This window comes from Shewanella sp. 10N.286.54.B9, assembly GCF_041468565.1.
In the GTDB taxonomy this organism is placed as follows: domain Bacteria; phylum Pseudomonadota; class Gammaproteobacteria; order Enterobacterales; family Shewanellaceae; genus Shewanella.
In genome coordinates, this window is the sequence record NZ_JBFRIY010000051.1 from 43,404 (window position 1) to 61,067 (window position 17,664).

At 44.1% G+C, this 17,664-nt stretch carries 13 protein-coding genes; 7 read left to right on the forward strand and 6 right to left on the reverse strand.

Annotated features, from left to right (window positions below; genetic code table 11):
* The first annotated feature begins 246 nt into the window (after window positions 1-246).
* Entirely contained in the window at window positions 247-3,441 is a 3,195-nt protein-coding gene (locus tag AB4135_RS17665; RefSeq protein ID WP_371994778.1) for an amidohydrolase family protein, read from the forward strand.
* Between the two features lie 338 nt (window positions 3,442-3,779).
* Here the strand turns inward: AB4135_RS17665 and AB4135_RS17670 are convergent, their stop codons facing one another.
* Window positions 3,780-4,346 carry a DNA-3-methyladenine glycosylase I gene (locus tag AB4135_RS17670; RefSeq protein ID WP_371994779.1) on the reverse strand — a complete coding sequence of 189 codons (567 nt, stop codon included), beginning with the start codon at window positions 4,344-4,346 and terminating at the stop codon, window positions 3,780-3,782.
* 117 nt (window positions 4,347-4,463) lie between these two features.
* On the opposite strand from AB4135_RS17670, the gene glyQ reads away from it, so the two are divergent.
* Entirely contained in the window at window positions 4,464-5,369 is a 906-nt protein-coding gene (gene glyQ, locus AB4135_RS17675; protein ID WP_371994780.1) for a glycine--tRNA ligase subunit alpha, read from the forward strand.
* A gap of 11 nt (window positions 5,370-5,380) precedes the next feature.
* A complete protein-coding gene (gene glyS, locus AB4135_RS17680) occupies window positions 5,381-7,450 on the forward strand; it encodes a glycine--tRNA ligase subunit beta (protein ID WP_371994781.1) in 2,070 nt (689 codons plus the stop codon).
* 83 nt (window positions 7,451-7,533) lie between these two features.
* Here glyS and AB4135_RS17685 read toward each other — a convergent pair whose 3' ends face one another.
* The 5 genes from AB4135_RS17685 to dnaA all read right to left on the reverse strand — a co-directional run bounded on the left by AB4135_RS17685 (window position 7,534) and on the right by dnaA (window position 14,829).
* Window positions 7,534-8,574: an HDOD domain-containing protein gene (locus AB4135_RS17685; RefSeq protein ID WP_371994782.1), complete on the reverse strand. Its 1,041-nt coding sequence runs from the start codon at window positions 8,572-8,574 to the stop codon at window positions 7,534-7,536.
* A 116-nt stretch (window positions 8,575-8,690) separates the two neighbouring features.
* A complete protein-coding gene (gyrB, locus tag AB4135_RS17690; RefSeq protein ID WP_371994783.1) occupies window positions 8,691-11,108 on the reverse strand; it encodes a DNA topoisomerase (ATP-hydrolyzing) subunit B in 2,418 nt (805 codons plus the stop codon).
* Window positions 11,109-11,124: 16 nt separating this feature from the next.
* Complete coding sequence (recF, locus tag AB4135_RS17695; protein WP_371994784.1) at window positions 11,125-12,207, reverse strand: DNA replication/repair protein RecF; 1,083 nt, start codon at window positions 12,205-12,207, stop codon at window positions 11,125-11,127.
* A 116-nt stretch (window positions 12,208-12,323) separates the two neighbouring features.
* Complete coding sequence (dnaN, locus tag AB4135_RS17700; protein WP_371994785.1) at window positions 12,324-13,424, reverse strand: DNA polymerase III subunit beta; 1,101 nt, start codon at window positions 13,422-13,424, stop codon at window positions 12,324-12,326.
* 19 nt (window positions 13,425-13,443) lie between these two features.
* Complete coding sequence (gene dnaA, locus AB4135_RS17705) at window positions 13,444-14,829, reverse strand: chromosomal replication initiator protein DnaA (protein WP_371994786.1); 1,386 nt, start codon at window positions 14,827-14,829, stop codon at window positions 13,444-13,446.
* A gap of 445 nt (window positions 14,830-15,274) precedes the next feature.
* On the opposite strand from dnaA, the gene rpmH reads away from it, so the two are divergent.
* From rpmH to yidC, 4 genes are read left to right on the forward strand one after another with little or no spacing between them, the layout of a single operon-like run.
* Window positions 15,275-15,412 carry a 50S ribosomal protein L34 gene (rpmH, locus tag AB4135_RS17710; RefSeq protein WP_011867659.1) on the forward strand — a complete coding sequence of 46 codons (138 nt, stop codon included), beginning with the start codon at window positions 15,275-15,277 and terminating at the stop codon, window positions 15,410-15,412.
* A 14-nt stretch (window positions 15,413-15,426) separates the two neighbouring features.
* Window positions 15,427-15,783, forward strand: a complete 357-nt coding sequence (gene rnpA, locus AB4135_RS17715) for a ribonuclease P protein component (protein WP_220737756.1) — start codon at window positions 15,427-15,429, stop codon at window positions 15,781-15,783.
* Window positions 15,750-16,004, forward strand: coding sequence for a membrane protein insertion efficiency factor YidD (yidD, locus tag AB4135_RS17720; RefSeq protein WP_079891898.1), 255 nt, complete (start codon window positions 15,750-15,752; stop codon window positions 16,002-16,004). The genes rnpA and yidD overlap by 34 nt, the downstream gene beginning before the upstream one ends.
* A gap of 3 nt (window positions 16,005-16,007) precedes the next feature.
* The gene (gene yidC / locus AB4135_RS17725; protein WP_371994787.1) at window positions 16,008-17,636 is read left to right on the forward strand and encodes a membrane protein insertase YidC; all 1,629 of its coding nucleotides are present in this window, start codon (window positions 16,008-16,010) and stop codon (window positions 17,634-17,636) included.
* Window positions 17,637-17,664: the final 28 nt, after the last annotated feature.

Genomic DNA, 17,664 nt, shown 5'->3' on the forward strand with positions numbered 1-17,664 from the left:
TATAAGGCCGTATCACAGCTGCGGCCGCATACTCTGCATTAAATAGATACGACGGTCAGTCGATACGCACCACCATCTTGCCAACGCCCTATATCTTTAGATTGCTTACTCTTACCTTTAACCAATTGAAACAGAATTTATGTTTTACTGTTAACGGATCTGTGCGATAACTGTTACCGAAATTTGCATTGTACTAAATCTATTATTGTCACTCCTGAACAACTACAAAAAAAATATAGGAAAAGCATGTTAAAAAATAAGCTCACCCCACTATATGCAGCCATCGCGCTAAGCATCAGCATTCCCAGCTTAGCCGAAGAAGACAGCAAAGCTTGGCAGGTAAATGCCCCGGCTAATGCACCGCTGCAACAAGTCAAAATTGATGTCACAGAAGGCACATGGATGAACGTCAGTGTTAGCCCTAATGGCAAACATATAGTGTTCGATTTGCTTGGAGATATCTATCAGATCTCTACAGATGGCGGTGAAGCAAAGCCACTGGCTCAAGGCATCGCTTGGCAGATGCAGCCGGTATATAGCCCAGACGGAAAATACATTGCTTTTACCTCTGATGAAGACGGCGGCGATAACATTTGGATCATGGAGGCTGATGGCAGCAACCCACGCCCTGTGACCACTGAAACTTTTCGCTTACTCAACAGCCCGGCATGGAGCCCTGATGGGCAATACCTAGTAGCTCGCAAACATTATACCGGTAGCCGCAGTTTAGGCGCAGGCGAGGTTTGGATGTACCACGTTGCCGGTGGTGAAGGGGTAAAACTAACCGAACGACCAAATGAACAGAAAGACTTAGGTGAACCAGCCTACTCCCCAGATGGTCGTTACATCTACTTCAGCCAAGATGCCACACCAGGTAAAACCTTCCATTACTCAAAAGACTCGGTAAAAGGTATTTACAAGATCAAGCGTTACGATACCCAAACTGGTGATATCGAAGTGCTGATCCAAGGTACCGGCGGTGCAATTAGACCCACACCAAGCCCAGATGGAAAGAAACTGGCTTATATCAAGCGCGATGGTTTTCAGTCTTCACTATATTTGTTAGATCTCAAATCAGGTAAAACCGAGAAACTATATGGTGAGCTTGACCGCGACATGCAGGAAACATGGGCAATCCACGGCGTTTACCCGACCATGAGTTGGACAGCTGATAATGATGAAATCGTATTTTGGGCTAATGGTAAAATAAACAAACTTGATGTCGACTCAAAGTCAGTGGCACAAATACCATTCAGTGTTAAAGCTGATCGAGCAGTCCAACCTGCAGTTCGCTTCCAGCAAGATCTCGATAAAGATGTGTTTAATGTAAAAATGCTGCGCATGGCGCAAGTCTCACCAGACGGCAAAAAAGTGGCATTTGAAGCACTAGGTAAAATCTGGCTTAAGAGTTTACCTGACGGCAAGATGACACGACTCACCAAGCTTGATAGTGAACTTAGAGAACTATTTCCTCAATGGTCACGCGACGGCAAAAAGGTAGTATTCACCACTTGGGATGATCAACAACAGGGTACTGTTAGCTTAGCGACCGTGCGTAATAAGCGTGTAAAGGTGTTAACTAATGAGCCTGGTAAATACGTAGAACCCACCTTCTCCCCAGACGGTGAAACTATTGTCTACCGCAAAGCTAAAGGTGGTAATATCACCCCTCGGACCTGGTCACAAGAAACAGGTTTATACCAAGTAGATGTTGACGGTGATAACAACACTAAGATCACCGCCTCTGGCTACCAACCACAGTTTGGTGCAGATAATGAGCGCGTTTACTTCATGGAAAGTGGCGAAACACCACAGCTATCATCTATAGGTTTAAACGGTTTCGAAAAGCGTGTGCATTACACCAGTAAGCATGCAACCGAATTTAGAGTATCACCTGATGGTAAACAGCTAGCCTTTGCTGAGCGCTTTAAAGTCTTTGTAACTCCGTTTGCCAAGCATGGTGAAACGGTTCAGATTGGTCCGAAAGCAAGTAACTTACCGGTTACTCAGCTAAGTGTTCGAGCCGGTGAAAGTATTAGCTGGAACAGTAATAATGACCAGCTTTATTGGACGCTAGGTCCAGAACTTTACCAAGTTAGCGTTGATACCCAATATGGCGAACAAGCTGAAGATGATAAAGTCGAGCCAACAATTACCGACCTAGGCTTCACTAAAAAAGCAGATGTTCCACGTGGAACAATAGCTTTTGTTGGTGGCAATATCATTACCATGGAAAATGACCAAGTCATCGAAAACGGCACCGTTATTGTCAAAGATAATCACATTGTGAGTGTAGGCTCATCATCTGTCATTGATATTCCAAGTGATGCAAAGGTTATCGATATTAAAGGCAAAACACTGATGCCAGGCTTATTCGATGCTCACGCCCATGGCGCACAAGGTGAAAATGAAATCATCCCTCAGCAAAACTGGGAGCTTTACTCTAACCTGTCACTTGGCGTTACCGCCATTCATGATCCATCAAATGATACCACTGAAATTTTTGCAGCCTCTGAGCAGCAAAAAGCAGGTAACATCGCCGGCCCACGTATCTTCTCAACCGGTACAATTTTGTATGGAGCGAACGCTCCAGGCTACACCTCGCATATCGACTCGCTGGATGATGCTAAGTTCCACCTAGAGCGATTAAAGAAAGTGGGAGCCTTCAGCGTTAAGAGTTACAACCAACCACGCCGTAACCAACGTCAACAAGTGATTGCTGCAGCGCGAGAGCTTGAAATGATGGTTGTTCCAGAGGGTGGCAGTTTACTGCAGCACAATCTCACCATGATTGCTGATGGTCACACCGGTATAGAGCACTCATTACCTGCGGCGAATATCTATAGCGATATTAAGCAGTTCTGGGGACAAACAGAAGTTGGCTACACCCCGACTCTGGTTGTGGCTTACGGTGGTATTTCAGGTGAAAACTACTGGTACGACAAAACAGATGTTTGGGCTCATCCCCGTCTATCTATGTATGTACCATCAGATATTCTAGATGCACGCTCAATGCGTCGCCCCACTGCACCGGATGAGCATTACAACCATTTCAATGTTGCCCGCGTTGCCAATGAACTGAACGACATTGGCATTAAGCCAAACATCGGTGCTCATGGTCAACGAGAAGGTTTAGCGGCTCACTGGGAAATGTGGATGTTTGCCCAAGGTGGTATGAGTAACCTTGAAGTACTTAAAACAGCGACGATTAACCCAGCCAAACATTTTGCGATGGATCATCAAATTGGTTCAATCAAACAGGGTAAGCTAGCTGACTTAATTGTAATTGATGGCAATCCACTTGAAGATATTCGAGTAACAGATCGCGTGACTTACACTATGGTCAATGGCAAACTTTATAACGCTGAAACGATGGACCAACTAAATGGCGGCAACAAAAATCGCGGTAAAGAGAGAAAACCATTCTTTTTTGAAAAATAATATCGTTTTTTAATTTTAAATCTGGCTAACTTTACTCAGGTTTTAATATTTTAGGAAAATTATTTTTTGTTCTAAAAATGAATAAAAACTGATCTCTAACAAAAAACAAAAAGGATGTTCCACGTGGAACATCCTTTTTTATTCCTAATATTATTGCAGCTAAATTCTAGACTCGAGTATTAGAAACTTTAACTTCTAGCATAAACCTTAATCGATGGCTAAAGCCCAACCTACAAAAATGATAATGCTCTGGCTTCACTGTCATTGTGCTTCCTAAAAACGAACACCAAACTTTTCTAAACCTAGTTCCATTCTCTATTACAGCGCAGCACCTGATCTTAGCTTTGCGAGCGATGGCAAAAGCAATCTGTGGTGTGGTCATTGACCATACCAACCGCTTGCATGAAAGCGTAACAAATAGTCGGTCCGACAAAGTTAAAACCAAGCTTTTTAAGTGCTTTCGACATTGCTTCTGACTCGGGAGTTTGTACTGGCACTTCTGTCATCGACTGAGGATGATTCACTTTAGGCTTGCCATCAACAAATTCCCATAAAAAGTTAGAAAAATCATTACCCTGCTCTACGAATGCTATATATGCCTTAGCATTTCTTATAATTGAATTAACCTTCAAACGGTTGCGAACAATGCCAGGGTTGAGCAGTAGTTCCTCAACTTTATCAGCGTCGAATGTAGCGATAATATCAGGGTTGAAATTAGCGAAAGCGGCCTGATAGTTTTGCTGCTTTTTCAGGATAGTAATCCAAGACAAACCGGCTTGCTGACCATCGAGACAGAGCTTCTCAAACAGCTCTTGGCTGTCAAATACCGGTCTACCCCATACTTGGTCATGGTACTCCTGGTAGATAGGATCATTCCCCACCCAAGCACAACGTATTACTTCCATAGTACAAATCCTATAATTTTAACCAACCAGATAAAAAATAACCTACATAAGCGCTATTCTACAAGGTATAATCGAAACCATTTTCTATTTAGGCTTCCAGGCAGTAGACAAGCGGATATGACGACCAAACACGACGTAAAAACATTCCAGGGTTTTATTATGACCCTACAGGAATACTGGGCGCAGCAAGGTTGCGCAATTGTTCAACCATTAGATATGGAAGTAGGCGCTGGCACATTCCACCCTATGACTTTCCTAAGAGCGCTAGGCCCAGAGCCGATGAGTTGTGCCTATGTACAACCAAGTCGTCGTCCTACCGATGGCCGCTACGGTGACAACCCAAACCGTCTACAGCACTTTTATCAGTACCAAGTCGTGCTAAAGCCTTCACCAGATAGTATCCAAGAGCTATACCTTGGATCGTTAGAAGCCGCAGGCATCGACATGAACATCCATGATGTTCGCTTTGTTGAAGACAACTGGGAATCACCGACTTTAGGTGCGTGGGGTCTAGGTTGGGAAGTATGGTTAAACGGCATGGAAGTATCGCAATTTACTTACTTCCAGCAAGTGGGTGGACTAGAGTGTAAGCCCGTCACTGGTGAGATCACATACGGTCTTGAACGCCTTGCTATGTACATTCAAGAAGTAGATAACGTCTATGACTTAGTATGGACAGACGGCCCAATGGGCAAAGTGATGTATGGTGATATTTTCCATCAAAATGAAGTTGAGCAATCAGCTTATAACTTTGAACATGCCAATGTTGAAGTCTTATTTAGAGCCTTCGATGACTGTGAAGTTGCATGCCAGCACCTGCTCACATTAGAAAAACCTCTCGCCTTACCAGCTTATGAGCAGGTAATGAAAGCCTCGCATGCATTCAACCTACTTGATGCTCGCCACGCAATCTCTGTTACTGAACGCCAGCGTTATATTCTACGCGTTCGCACCATGGCTAAAGGCGTTGCTGAAGCTTACTATCAATCTCGTGAAGCACTTGGCTTCCCTATCGGTAAGTAGAGGATTAACTGATGAATTTTGAAAACTTACTGATTGAAGTCGGTACAGAAGAACTGCCACCAAAGTCACTACGTAAATTAGCTGAGTCTTTTCTTAGCAACTTTACTGATGAACTGAAAAAAGCAGAACTTAGCTTTGAATCAGCAGTCTGGCACGCGGCACCGCGTCGCCTAGCGATAAACATCAACCAACTTGCGCTTGCTCAAGCAGACAAGGTCGTTGAAAAACGTGGTCCAGCAGTAGCGCAAGCTTTTGATGCTGACGGTAACCCAACAAAAGCAGCCATGGGCTGGGCACGTGGAAATGGTATAACCGTTGAGCAAGCTGATCGCCTTAAGACTGATAAAGGTGAATGGTTACTGCACCAAGCGAAAGTGGTTGGTGTTGAAACTAAGAGCTTGATTGCGGCAATGGCGCAGCGCTCACTAGACAAATTACCAATCCCTAAACCAATGCGTTGGGGTAACAACTCCACCCAGTTTATCCGTCCAGTACATACAGTGACTATGCTATTAGGCAGTGAAGTGGTTGAAGGTGAACTATTAGGCATTAAGTCTGATCGCATCATCCGTGGTCACCGCTTTATGGGTAAGCCTAGTTTCGAACTCGATCATGCAGACAACTATCTATCTGCACTGAAAGAACAAGGCAAAGTTGAAGCCGATTATGCCGTGCGTAAAGCGCAGATTAAAGCTGATGCAGAAGCTGCTGCGGCTAAAATTGGTGGTGTCGCCGATCTAGAAGATGACCTGCTTGAAGAGGTGACTTCACTCGTCGAATGGCCAGTTGTATTAACGGCGAGTTTCGAAGAAAAGTTCCTCGATGTACCAGCAGAAGCCTTGGTTTATACCATGAAAGGCGATCAAAAATACTTCCCAGTATTTGATGATGCGGGTCAGCTACTACCGAACTTCATCTTTGTTACCAATATTGAATCGAAAGATCCGCAACAGATTATTTCTGGCAACGAAAAAGTGGTTCGCCCTCGCCTTGCCGATGCAGAGTTCTTCTTCGAAACAGATAAGAAAAACTCGCTTGAGTCACGCCTTAGCAGTTTAGAAACCGTTGTGTTCCAAAAGCAGCTTGGCACGATCAAGCAACGCGTTGAACGTATCTCTACCTTGGCTGCATATATTGCCACCAGCATCGGTGCTAATAGTGAAGAAGCGGCTCGTGCAGGTCTACTGTCTAAGTCTGATTTGATGACTAACATGGTAATGGAGTTTACCGATCTTCAAGGCACTATGGGCATGCATTACGCACGCCTAAATGGTGAAACAGAAGCGGTAGCGGTTGCACTAGCTGAGCAATACAAACCTAAGTTCTCAGGCGATACAGTACCGACTGCAGCAGTATCTATCTGTGTCGCGTTGGCTGAAAAGCTCGACACACTCGTGGGTATTTTTGGTATTGGCCAAGCACCTAAAGGTGCTGCTGATCCATTCGCACTGCGCCGTGCAGCGATTGGTGTGTTGCGTATCTGTTTAGAAAATAACTTACCACTTGATCTAGTCGATTTGATTGCTCAAGCACAAGCGCTACATGGCGAAAACCTCACTAACGACAAGACTCCGGAGCAGGTACTAGAGTTCTTTATGGGTCGCTTCCGTGCATGGTACCAAGATCAAGGTGTTGGTGTAGATGTGATTCTAGCCGTACTCGCTCGTCGTCCAACGGCGCCAGCAGATTTTGAAAGCCGCATTAAAGCTGTTGCTCACTTCAGAACCCTAGAACAAGCATCAGCTCTAGCAGCTGCTAATAAGCGTGTGTCTAACATTTTGGCTAAAGTGGAAGGTGAACTACCCGCCACTATCGACGATAACTTGTTAGTTGAAGCCGCTGAAAAAGCACTTGCTGCAAAGCTAGCTGAATTACAGCCGCAATTGGCACCATTATTCGCTGCTGCTAACTATCAAGAAGCACTCGCACTACTCGCTAGCTTGCGTGAAAGCGTAGACACCTTCTTTGAAGATGTCATGGTAATGGCTGATGATGAAGCTCTAAAGAATAACCGCCTAGCGCTACTTTCTAGCCTACGCGAGCAGTTCTTACATGCTGCTGATATCTCATTACTACAGTAATGACTGATAACAGTTAGCCATTAAAAAGCCCCAATTTTTGGGGCTTTTTTGTATCTTAAAACTGACGACCATTATTGCCAGTATCAAAACTGGATCAACTTCAGGTGTAATTCATCAAAGCTAGCCCTATCAATACCTGTATCGGTGAGTAACCGAATAAGTTGCTGCTCCTGTAACTTCCCAACTTCCAACAACATCGAACACTCACTAATTAAGTTAGCCCGCCATACCGCTTCAGCAAGGCCACCAGCAGGCTTAGAATCAACAATCGCTAACCGACTAAGCTCTGCCTTGAATATTGCAGGTAACTCCCAATACTGCGCCAATAAGGCGCTTAGACTGAGTGATTTAGCAGTCATCACTTGCTTAAAGAGACTAGAACAAGGCTGCTCACCCGGTTCTGCTTGCTTAAACGCTTCTAACAACAATTTAAAGATCGCTATTTTGCCAACGTCATGGATTAATCCCAACATAAAGGCACTTTCGCTATCCTCTTCAACCAACTCACCTGCCAAATAGGCCACTTGCATTGAATGACGCCAAATTTGCGAACCAAAGCGACGGAAATAGATAGGCTTAATTTCGATACAGCCACGCAGTAAACTGGTCGTAACAAAACGCCTTATCTGCTCTCGCCCCAACTGCACTAATGCTTGCTGCAAGCTGGTGATCTCTTTTTCGCTGCGTCTGAACAACGGGCTGTTACATAGTTTTAGCACCTCAATACTGAGTAGAGGGTCTTTTTCTATCAAGGCGAGCAAGGCTTTGGTATCGCTAGCCTCATCTGCCAGTTGTTTATCCAATGCCGCAACCTGGGTTGGTAGCTTTAATACTCTGTCTGCAATGGCTTTCGGCGCAGACAACGCAGCTTCTACTCGCCTAAACACATTTTTCTCTAATTCATTTGCCACGCCGCTTTGTTGAATACTAGGAAACAACAAGCTGTAGAAAAGAGAAGTAACATCTACAGCGGTAACTTGAGTAACCTCTGACTGAATATTACTTGGTTGTAGTTTTAGCTGGGAGGGTTGATAAAGCTCTGTTGTCGTTGAAAAGCTTTTTGGCTTTTCGATTACGACTTTATCTCTGATATTAAACAGTTTTTTGAATGCTTTCTTAAACATTTTACATGACCGGACATATCAGTTGCTTAAATTTAGCAAGCAGATATGAAATGCAATACAACAAAAAATCGGCGCTAGAAGCGCCGATTTCACTATTTGCAAAGTTCGCAATAAAACTAGACGTCTAGGTTAGCCACGTTCAGTGCATTTGACTCAATAAAGTCACGACGAGGCTCAACTTGATCACCCATCAAACAGGTGAATAGCTGATCGGCGCCAATCGCATCTTCGATCGTCACTTGCAACATACGGCGTGACTCAGGATCCATCGTAGTTTCCCACAATTGCTCAGGGTTCATCTCACCCAATCCCTTATAACGCTGAATATATTGACCGCGCTTAGACTCGCTCATTAACCAATCTAGTGCTTCAACAAAGCTACTAACATCTTTAGTACGCTCACCACGTTGAACATAGCCAGTTTCTTCAATGAGACCACTGATTTCAGCGCCCAAATTAACAATTGTCGCGTAGTCGTTAGACTGGAAGAAGTCATACGTGAACAAGAAGTGAGTATCAATACCATGCTTACGAATAGTAACCTTCGGCAGGTAAACTTGACGCTCAGGATCGAGTACTGGCTCAGCACTATATAAAATACCGCCAGTCTCTTTCTCTTCAAGTGCAGCAACAAAAGTGTCAGACCAAACTTTAACTTGTGCTTCGTCACTCAGCATTTCATTGGTCAATGCAGGGTGATACAACATCAAATCAGTAATGTTAGCTGGGTAACGTTGCTCTAAACGCTCAATAATAGCTTCTACTTCACGGTACTGGTTAACCAGACGCTCTAATGGTAGACCAGACATGCCTGGTGCACCTTGCGCTGGGTAAACGTTGGCATTATCCAATGCTTGAGTAGTTAGGTACTCAGTCAATGCAGGATCGTCTTTCAGATACTGCTCTTGCTTACCCTTCTTAACTTTGTACAAAGGTGGTTGGGCGATGTAGATATAACCACGTTCAATTAGCTCAGGCATTTGACGGAAGAAGAAGGTCAATAGCAAGGTACGAATGTGCGAGCCATCGACGTCGGCATCGGTCATGATGACGATGTTATGGTAACGCGTCTTATCAGGATCATATTCGTCACGACCAATACCACAACCGAGTGCAGTAATCAGCGTGGCAACTTCTTGCGAAGATAACATCTTGTCAAAACGTGCTTTTTCAACGTTTAAGATCTTACCTTTAAGTGGCAGAATCGCTTGGTTCTTACGGTTACGTCCCTGCTTGGCTGATCCGCCAGCAGAGTCCCCTTCCACTATGTATATTTCAGAAAGACCAGGGTCTTTTTCTTGGCAATCGGCCAACTTACCTGGCAAACCACCTAAATCGAGAGCGCCTTTACGACGAGTCATTTCACGGGCTTTACGCGCTGCTTCACGAGCACGAGCTGCATCGATAATCTTACCGACAATCAACTTAGCTTCGTTTGGATGCTCGATTAGGTAATCACCTAACTGCTCACCCATAGTTTGCTCTACAGCCGTTTTAACTTCGCTCGAAACTAACTTGTCTTTAGTTTGTGAGCTGAACTTAGGATCCGGAACCTTAACTGAAATAACAGCAGTTAAGCCTTCACGAGCATCATCACCGGTTGCACCGGTCTTGCCTTTCTTATTGAACCCTTCACGTTCCATGTAGTTGTTCAAGTTACGGGTTAACGCACCACGGAAGCCCGCTAAGTGAGTACCACCATCGCGCTGTGGGATGTTGTTGGTAAAACAGAAGATGTTCTCTTGGAAACCATCATTCCACTGCATCGCCACTTCAACGGTAATGCCGTCTTCACGCTCTTGAATAAAGTGGAACACTTCTTTGTTTACTGGTGTCTTGTTAACGTTTAAGTAGTCAACAAATGCACTGATACCGCCTTCGTACTTGAAGAATTCATCGCGGTTATCACGCTCATCAGTCAGGCGAATACCCACACCTGAGTTTAAGAACGACAGCTCACGAACACGCTTAGCTAAGATGTCGAAATGGAACAAAACATCAGAGAAGGTTTCTTCACTTGGCCAAAAACGGATTACTGTACCCGTTGTTGTTGCATCACCTACCGGTTTAATCGGCTCTACAGGTTCACCCATCGCGTAAAACTGCTCATAGACTTTACCATCGCGACGAATAGTCAATTGCAGCTTATGAGACAGTGCGTTTACCACTGAAACACCTACACCGTGAAGGCCGCCAGATACTTTATAAGAGTTATCATCGAACTTACCACCAGCATGCAGTACCGTCATAATAACTTCGGCAGCAGACACACCCTCTTCAGGATGGATCTCAACCGGAATACCACGGCCATCATCGGTGACCGATACAGAACCGTCAGCGTGAATGGTAATAGTAATGTCGCTACAGTGGCCCGCTAGCGCTTCATCGATAGAGTTATCGACCACTTCGAATACCATGTGATGTAGACCGGTGCCATCATCGGTATCACCGATGTACATTCCTGGTCTCTTACGTACCGCATCAAGGCCTTTTAAAACCTTAATACTCGAAGAATCATAACTATTCTCTGACATATTATTCTCTCGTCGGTTATTCAATTACCGTTACACGCCCATGTTCCACATGGAACATCTTACTTGGTGGCGTGATTAACGAATCAACTATGGCTGCAGGTTCAATTGCCGTGACAAAAACTTGTGCGCCGGTATCTGCTAACTGCTGCAGCAATAGTTTCCTATGCTGTGCATCCAACTCCGATGGAAGATCATCCACCAGATAAATACTTTTTTTATCTATTTGTTGTTTGAGCAACTTTCCTTGTGCAATACGCAATGCACAGACTAACAATTTTAACTGTCCACGGGACAAAGCATCTTGTGCAGGCAGTGTTCCCACCCGCAATCTTAAGTCCGCTTTATGAGGTCCGCTGACGGTAAAGCCTGTGGCTAAATCTCTGGGATACTGCGTCTCGAGCAGCTGTGCATACTCTGTTTTACTATCCCATCCTCGGGTAAAAGAAACCTTAACATCAACCTGAGGTAAAAACTCTTCGATTATACCCTTAAGTAGCTCATTTAACGAGTCTACATATTGCTTTCGTATCTCAGTAACCAGTTCAGCATAACGAATAAATTCTTTATCCCAAAATTGAATCGAACTATAGGGTGATTCGTCTCTGAGTAACTGATTTCTTTGCTTCAAAATACGGCGGACATTCACCCATGCAGCATAAAAACGAGGGTCAGAATGAAACGCCCCCCAATCAATAAACTGCCGTCGGGATTTTGGTCCCTCAAAAAGCAACGAAAAGCTTTCTGGTGTGATCACCTGAATAGGCAATGTTTCAGCTAACGTTGATAGACGCTTTACTTTATCACCATTAATTTTAACTTCAATCTCGCCGCTTCTAAAACGCCTAAGACCAATTTTACTCTCATCTTCGCCACTCACCATATTGGCAAACAAGGTCAGTGCATCGGTATCATTCTTGATAACACGCTGAGACAAGTGACTTCGAAAAGAGCGCCCCATTCCCAAAAAGTAAATCGCCTCTAAAATGCTAGTCTTGCCACTACCGTTCTGGCCATAAATAACATTTAGCCCTTCACCTGGCTGCAACTGCGCCGAGCTAATATTACGGAATGCTTCAATATGAAGGCGGTTAAGACTCATTGATACCTTTTAACACTGCGGGGACAAAAATTTAAGAGGTGGTATTTATACCAGATAAAGCCGACAGAGTGTCTGAGAAACTTTATCTGGTATCTAAAGCAGAGTAATACAGCCTGCTACAAACGCATTGGCATGACCACATACATAGAGTCTTGCTCTATGTGGTTATCGATAAGCGCGCTAGAGTTGCCATCAATTAACGTAATACGCACATCATCAGACGGCAGGTTGTTTAGTACGTCAAGCAAATAGCTAACGTTAAAACCAATCTCTAACGGCGTGTTTTCGTATTCAACATCTAAGATCTCTTCCGCTTCTTCCTGCTCAGGATTATTAGCAGTGATCTTAATGAGATTATTCTCTAGCTGTACACGCACACCACGGAACTTCTCATTCGACAGAATAGAAGCACGTAGCAAAGCCTGCTTAAGTTGCTGGCGACTGGCGATAACAATCTTATCACCGCCTTTTGGTAACACGCGGCGATAATCAGGGAAACGACCATCAACCAACTTACTGGTAAACACTGCTGTGGCGGTGGTCGCTCTAATTGCGTTTTCACCAATGGCTATAGTGACGTCTAAATCATCACCCTCAAATGAGCGCATAAGCTCAAGCACACCTTTACGCGGCACAATCACCTGCTTTTCAGGCAGTGATGCTTCTATCATACGGTGGCTTAACGCCAAACGATGACCATCAGTCGCAATAGCACGTAAAACGTTGCCTTCTGTCTCTAACAGCAAACCATTAAGGTAGTAACGTACGTCTTGGTTAGCCATTGAAAACTGTGTCGCATCAATCAAGGACTTCATCGTGCCTTGCTTGAGGGTAAACTCGATTTCAGCTTCAAATGCTTCTACATTCGGGTACTCTTCCGCAGGCAAAGTTGCCAAGGTAAAGCGGCTACGACCAGAACGTAACAATAGACGGTTTTCTTGTTGCTCTATTTTAAGCTCTACCTGATCAGGTAACGACTTAACAATATCGAGGAATTTCTTCGCGGGTACCGTTGTACGACCTTCAAGTACTTCACCTTCAAGTTGCACTTCACCGACCAGTTCAACTTCTAAATCGGTACCGGTCAACTTAAGTGAGTGAGCACTTACTTCTACCAAGAGGTTTGCCAGAATAGGCAAGTTGTGTCGTCTTTCCACCGCGCCACTGACTAGCTGCAGTGGCTTTAATAGGGCATCCCTATCAATAGAAAATTTCATTGGTTTCAAATCCCTGATATTAAGAAGATAAGGTTCTTATCAAGTTAGCATAATCTTCTTTAATGTCATGACTTTCTTCACGCAACTGCGCAATTTTACGACATGCATGTAAAACAGTTGTATGGTCACGACCACCAAATGCGTCGCCAATTTCTGGCAAGCTCTGGTTAGTAAGTTCTTTTGATAATGCCATCGCCATCTGTCTTGGACGCGCCACGCTACGTGAACGACGCTTTGACAACATATCGGCCATCTTAATCTTGTAATATTCAGCCACTGTCTTTTGAATATTATCGATAGTTACCAGCTTCTCTTGCAGTGCAAGTAAGTCACGCAGTGCTTCACGGACAAAATCGATAGTAATCGGGCGCCCGGTAAAGTTGGCATTAGCAATAACACGATTCAATGCGCCTTCAAGCTCACGAACATTCGAACGTAAACGCTTAGCAATAAAGAATGCCACTTCATCAGGCAAGTTAATGCCACTCTCTTGTGCTTTACGCATCAAGATCGCCACGCGGGTTTCTAGCTCAGGTGGCTCAATCGCAACCGTTAGACCCCAACCGAAGCGAGACTTAAGACGATCTTCAACACCGTCGATCTCTTTTGGGTATTTGTCAGAGGTCAAAATGATCTGGTGGTTACCCTCTAACAATGCATTAAAGGTATGGAAGAACTCTTCTTGAGATCGGTCTTTGTTGGCAAAGAATTGAATGTCATCAATAAACAAGGCGTCGACACTGCGGTAGTAACGCTTAAACTCTTCGATCGCGTTATTTTGCAGGGCTTTAACCATATCCTGAACAAAACGCTCTGAATGCATATAAACCACTTTTGCATCAGGCTTGTTTTTAATGATGCCATTACCTACAGCGTGCAATAGATGGGTTTTACCCAAACCAGTACCGCCATAAAGAAACAGTGGATTGTAAGCGCCGCCAGGGTTTTCTGATACTTGCAGTGCCGCTGCTTTACCTAACTGGTTCGACTTACCCTCTACGAAGTTATCGAACTGATAAGTGGGGTTAATATTACTGCGATGGTTGGCAGTAATAGCAGGTTCAGCTTGCGGTGCATTAAAGGTAGGTCTTTCTACCGCTTTGCTGGCAGCAGGTCTAGGTCTAACCGCTGCTGTAGCCTGGACCACAGGTTTAGCTGACGGACGGCTACCGATGTCAAAACGCAAATTAGGCGCATCAGCTCCCATCTGCTCAGTAAAAAACTGGTTGATGATATTAAGGTATTTATCTCTAACCCAATCTAAAACGAAACGGTTAGGTGCATAAATGACAAGCGTATCGCCTTCCATTTCTGCCTGTAACGGTCTTATCCACATACTGAATTGCTGAGCAGAAAGCTCATCTTGCAGCCTTGCGATACATTGTTGCCAAAGTGAAACCGCCACGTACTTATCCCCAAAAGATCATACAAAAGAGGTGTATTCTATAGTGAGATCACGCTGATCGCTATCCTTTACGCATATTTATCCCCAGATAGATCAATGAAACGATAAGATCACGATCTTAGGCGATCGCTGACGATCAAAAAAATAGCAGAAACCCTCAAATCCAGCTTTATAAAGCGATCCAGATCGATCTATAATAGACGCACTTCGATCTGCTTTTTGATCTACTGAACCACAAGATGTAGTGGTAACTCACAGAGTTATCCACAAACTATAGTAGCTTTTTACTTTCGAAGAAATAACCAAGATGGCATTATTTAATCACTTAAGTCGATTCCTTATTGACGTACATAGTTAAAGTGATTACAATTCGGCCTCTTTTTTGCCCTTACCTCTATTTTGTAGAGAATAAGGTTTATTAACCTAACAAAGACGGATTGCCATAATGAGTAAACGTACTTTTCAACCTAGCAACCTGAAGCGCAAGCGTTCTCACGGCTTCCGCGCTCGTATGGCTACTGTAGGTGGCCGTAAGGTCATCGCACGTCGCCGTGCTAAAGGTCGCGCTCGTCTTTCTGCTTAATAGTAGAGATGCAAGTGACTAGCTATACCTTTACGCGGGAGTTACGTCTGTTAACTCCCGCGCAATTTAAATCTGTTTTTACCAAACCTATCAAAGCGTCTTCCGCTGAAATAACTCTACTCGCAATTCCTAATTCTGAGCAACATCCTCGTTTAGGATTAACTGTTGCTAAGCGTTACGTAAAAAAAGCTCACCAACGAAATAAAATCAAACGTATCATTAGAGATAATTTTCGTTTGCATCAGCATGAACTACCCGCTGTAGATATCGTTGTGCTTGTCAGAAATGGCGTGCTTGATATGGAAAACGCAGAACTCAAAAAATTGGTAGAAAAGCTATGGCGAAAACTCTCTCGCCGTTACAATGGCTAGCAACTGCGATTATTCGTGGCTACCAAGTACTAATAAGTCCCATGCTGGGACCTCGTTGTAGGTTCAATCCGACGTGTTCACATTACGCAATAGAAGCAATTCGTTTGCATGGAGTTGTGAAAGGGTGTTGGTTTGCAGCGAAACGCATATTAAAATGTCACCCTTTACATCCGGGCGGAGAAGATCCCGTCCCTCACAAAAAACATAGGTGCGATAAATAGGCTATGGAATCTCAACGCAATATATTGCTTATCGGTCTGCTTTTTGTCAGCTTTTTACTATGGCAACAATGGCAAGCAGATAAAGCTCCTCAACCGGTTGCTCAAACGCAATCTTCAGTAGCTCCGTCTACTGTTGCTGATGCTCACAGTTCAGATGTACCTGATGCAGATTCTGCATTACCTGAAACTGTTACTGCATCTAAAGAATTAATCACAGTCACTACAGACCAATTTGTTCTTAAAATTGATCCAGTTGGCGGTGACATTGTTCATTCAGCATTGCTTTCTCATAAACTTGAGCAAGATGGTGATGACCCATTTGTACTACTCGAGCAAACAAACGATATCTACTATATCGCTCAAAGTGGTCTAATCGGTCGTGATGGTATTGATAGCAGTACTACTGGTCGCGCACATTTCGATAGCGCTTCTCGCGAGTATGACCTAGCGGGTCAAGATACGTTAGAGGTTCCTTTAACTTATTTGGCAGCGAATGGCGTCACTTATACCAAGCTGTTTACCTTCTACCGCGGCAAGCATAATGTTGATGTTGATTACAAAATCAACAACACCTCTGACGCGCAGCTACAAGTCCAAATGTATGGACAGATCAAGCACAGCATCAAAAAGAGCGAAAGTAGCATGATGATGCCAACTTATCGTGGTGCGGCTTTCTCAACAGCAGATACTCGCTATGAGAAATACAGCTTCGATGACATGGCAGATAAGAACCTAAACAAGTCGACACTGGGTGGCTGGGTAGCAATGCTACAGCACTACTTTGTATCAGCTTGGGTGCCACCAGAAAATGATAAGAACATTATCTTTTCAAGTGTCAGTGCTGGTGGTCTAGCTAATATCGGTTTCCGTGGCGCACTTTACGATATTGCACCAGGTACTGAACAATCGATTAAAGCTCAATTCTATGTAGGTCCTAAAGACCAAGAAGCGCTATCAGCACTTTCTGAGTCATTAAACCTAGTAGTTGATTACGGCTTCCTTTGGTGGTTAGCTATCCCAATTCACTGGTTATTGATGTTCTATCAATCATTTGTGGGTAACTGGGGTGTGGCTATTATCCTTATTACGCTTACTGTTCGTGGCATGTTATACCCACTAACTAAAGCGCAATACACCTCAATGGCTAAGATGCGTAACTTGCAACCGAAACTCGCTGATATGAAAGAGCGTTTTGGTGATGACCGTCAGAAGATGGGGCAAGCTATGATGGAGCTGTACAAGAAAGAGAAAGTTAACCCTATGGGTGGCTGTCTTCCAATCTTGCTACAGATGCCAATCTTCATCGCACTATACTGGGTATTGCTTGAAAGCTACGAGCTACGTCACGCACCATTCATGTTATGGATCACCGATTTATCGGTACAAGACCCATACTATGTGATGCCTATCTTGATGGGTGTATCGATGTTTATTATGCAGAAGATGCAGCCAATGGCGCCGACAATGGACCCAATGCAAGTCAAGATGATGCAGTGGATGCCAGTGATCTTTACCGTATTCTTCCTATGGTTCCCAGCAGGTCTGGTTCTATACTGGTTGGTAGGTAACTTAGTCGCTATTACCCAGCAGAAGATAATCTATGCTGGCTTGGAGAAGAAAGGGCTTAAATAGCACTTAACTTCAACCAATAAAAAAGCGG

Excerpts from the sequence above, each read along its gene's own strand:
- AB4135_RS17685 (WP_371994782.1), bottom strand. The coding sequence starts at position 8,574 with ATGTTTAAGAAAGCATTCAAAAAACTGTTTAATATCAGAGATAAAGTC.
- AB4135_RS17670 (WP_371994779.1), bottom strand. The coding sequence starts at position 4,346 with ATGGAAGTAATACGTTGTGCTTGGGTGGGGAATGATCCTATCTACCAG.
- recF (WP_371994784.1), bottom strand. The coding sequence starts at position 12,207 with ATGAGTCTTAACCGCCTTCATATTGAAGCATTCCGTAATATTAGCTCG.
- gyrB (WP_371994783.1), bottom strand. The coding sequence starts at position 11,108 with ATGTCAGAGAATAGTTATGATTCTTCGAGTATTAAGGTTTTAAAAGGC.
- yidC (WP_371994787.1), top strand. The coding sequence starts at position 16,008 with ATGGAATCTCAACGCAATATATTGCTTATCGGTCTGCTTTTTGTCAGC.
- glyQ (WP_371994780.1), top strand. The coding sequence starts at position 4,464 with ATGACGACCAAACACGACGTAAAAACATTCCAGGGTTTTATTATGACC.
- AB4135_RS17665 (WP_371994778.1), top strand. The coding sequence starts at position 247 with ATGTTAAAAAATAAGCTCACCCCACTATATGCAGCCATCGCGCTAAGC.
- dnaN (WP_371994785.1), bottom strand. The coding sequence starts at position 13,424 with ATGAAATTTTCTATTGATAGGGATGCCCTATTAAAGCCACTGCAGCTA.
- yidD (WP_079891898.1), top strand. The coding sequence starts at position 15,750 with ATGGCGAAAACTCTCTCGCCGTTACAATGGCTAGCAACTGCGATTATT.
- glyS (WP_371994781.1), top strand. The coding sequence starts at position 5,381 with ATGAATTTTGAAAACTTACTGATTGAAGTCGGTACAGAAGAACTGCCA.
- rpmH (WP_011867659.1), top strand. The coding sequence starts at position 15,275 with ATGAGTAAACGTACTTTTCAACCTAGCAACCTGAAGCGCAAGCGTTCT.